The sequence below is a fragment of the Salinarimonas chemoclinalis genome (genome assembly GCF_041514305.1).
Taxonomy (GTDB): domain Bacteria; phylum Pseudomonadota; class Alphaproteobacteria; order Rhizobiales; family Beijerinckiaceae; genus Salinarimonas; species Salinarimonas chemoclinalis.
This window is the reverse complement of record NZ_JBGMWH010000037.1, coordinates 1-1,435: the sequence shown is the minus strand read 5'-3', so window position 1 is coordinate 1,435 and position 1,435 is coordinate 1. Positions and strand designations below refer to the sequence as shown.

Sequence of the window (1,435 nt, the reverse complement as noted above, 5' to 3'; positions counted from 1 at the left end):
TCGCGTCAGGTCCTGTTGTAGACGTCTTCGAGCCGGACGATGTCGTCCTCGCCGAGATAGGAGCCGGACTGGACCTCGATGAGTTCGAGGGGGATCTTGCCGGGGTTCTCGAGGCGGTGGACGGCGCCCAGCGGGATGAAGGTCGATTCGTTCTCGTGGACGAGGGTTTCGGCGTCGCCCACGGTGACGAGGGCGGTGCCGCGCACCACGATCCAGTGCTCGGCGCGGTGGAAGTGCTTCTGCAGCGACAGCCGGCCGCCGGGCTTGACCACGATGCGCTTGACCTGGAAGCGCTCGCCGCGGTCGACGCCCTGGTAGGAGCCCCAGGGGCGGAACACTTCCGTGTGGTCGTGCACCTCCGCGCGCCCGCGCCGCTCGAGCTCCTTCACGAGGGCCTTGACGCTCTCGGGCTTGGCGCGATCGAACACGAGGGTGGCGTCGCGGGTCTGGATCACGGCGAGGTTCGAGACGCCGACGAGGCAGACGAGATCCTCGGCGCGCACCAGGTTGTCGGCGGCGTCGAGGAAGACGACCTCGCCGCGCCCGGAGACCCGCGCGGCGTTGCCGGCGGCGTCCTTCTCCGACAGCTCCCAGACCGCGTGCCAGGAGCCGACGTCCGACCAGCCCATCGACACCGGCGCGACCCGGGCGCGGTCGGTCTTCTCCATGACGGCGTAGTCGATCGACAGCGCCGTGGTGCGGGAGAAGGCGTCGGCGTCGAGCACGGTGAAGCCGAGATCGCGCGTCGCCCCCGCCACCGCCGCGCGGGCCGCCTCGACGCTCGCCTCGTCGAAGCGGGCGTACTCGTCGAGCAGCGTGTCGACCCGGAACAGGAAGTTGCCCGAGTTCCAGAGGTAGCCCGAGGCGACGTAGTCGGCGGCGCGGGCGGCGTCGGGCTTCTCGACGAAGGCGTCCAGCGCGTGGACGCCCGCCTGGGCGGTCGGCGCGCCGGGCCTGATGTAGCCGTAGCCGGTCTCGGGCCGGTCGGGGCGGATGCCGAAGGTGACGATGGCGCCCTCGCGCGCCGCCGCGGAGGCCGCCCGCGCGACGCCGCGGAAGGCCTCCTCGTCGCGCACCACGTGGTCGGCGGCGAGCACCAGCATCAGCCCCTGCGGCTCCCGCGCGGCGAGGAAGGCCGCGCCCGCCGCGATCGCCGGGCCGGAATCGCGGCGCATCGGCTCGAGCAGGATCTCGCCCGCGACCCCGATCGCGGAAAGCTGGTCGGCGACCAGGTGGCGGTAGTCGTGGTTGGTGATCACGACCGGCGGCCCGAACAGCGCCGGGTCCGCCACCCGCAGGCAGGTGTCCTGGAAGGTCGAGCGCGCGCCCATCAGCTGGATGAACTGCTTGGGCGCGCTCGTCCGCGAGGCCGGCCACAGCCGCGTGCCGGCGCCGCCGGCCATGATCAGGGGGGTGATGCGCGTCATGTCGTCCT

At 72.5% G+C, this 1,435-nt stretch carries 1 protein-coding gene; it reads right to left on the bottom strand.

Going from position 1 to position 1,435, the window contains the following annotated elements; all coding sequences use genetic code 11:
• Positions 1 to 5: 5 nt before the first annotated feature.
• On the bottom strand, positions 6 to 1,427 hold the full coding sequence (locus AB9M23_RS22535; RefSeq protein WP_372426944.1) for a mannose-1-phosphate guanylyltransferase/mannose-6-phosphate isomerase: 1,422 nt from the start codon (positions 1,425 to 1,427) through the stop codon (positions 6 to 8).
• Positions 1,428 to 1,435: the final 8 nt, after the last annotated feature.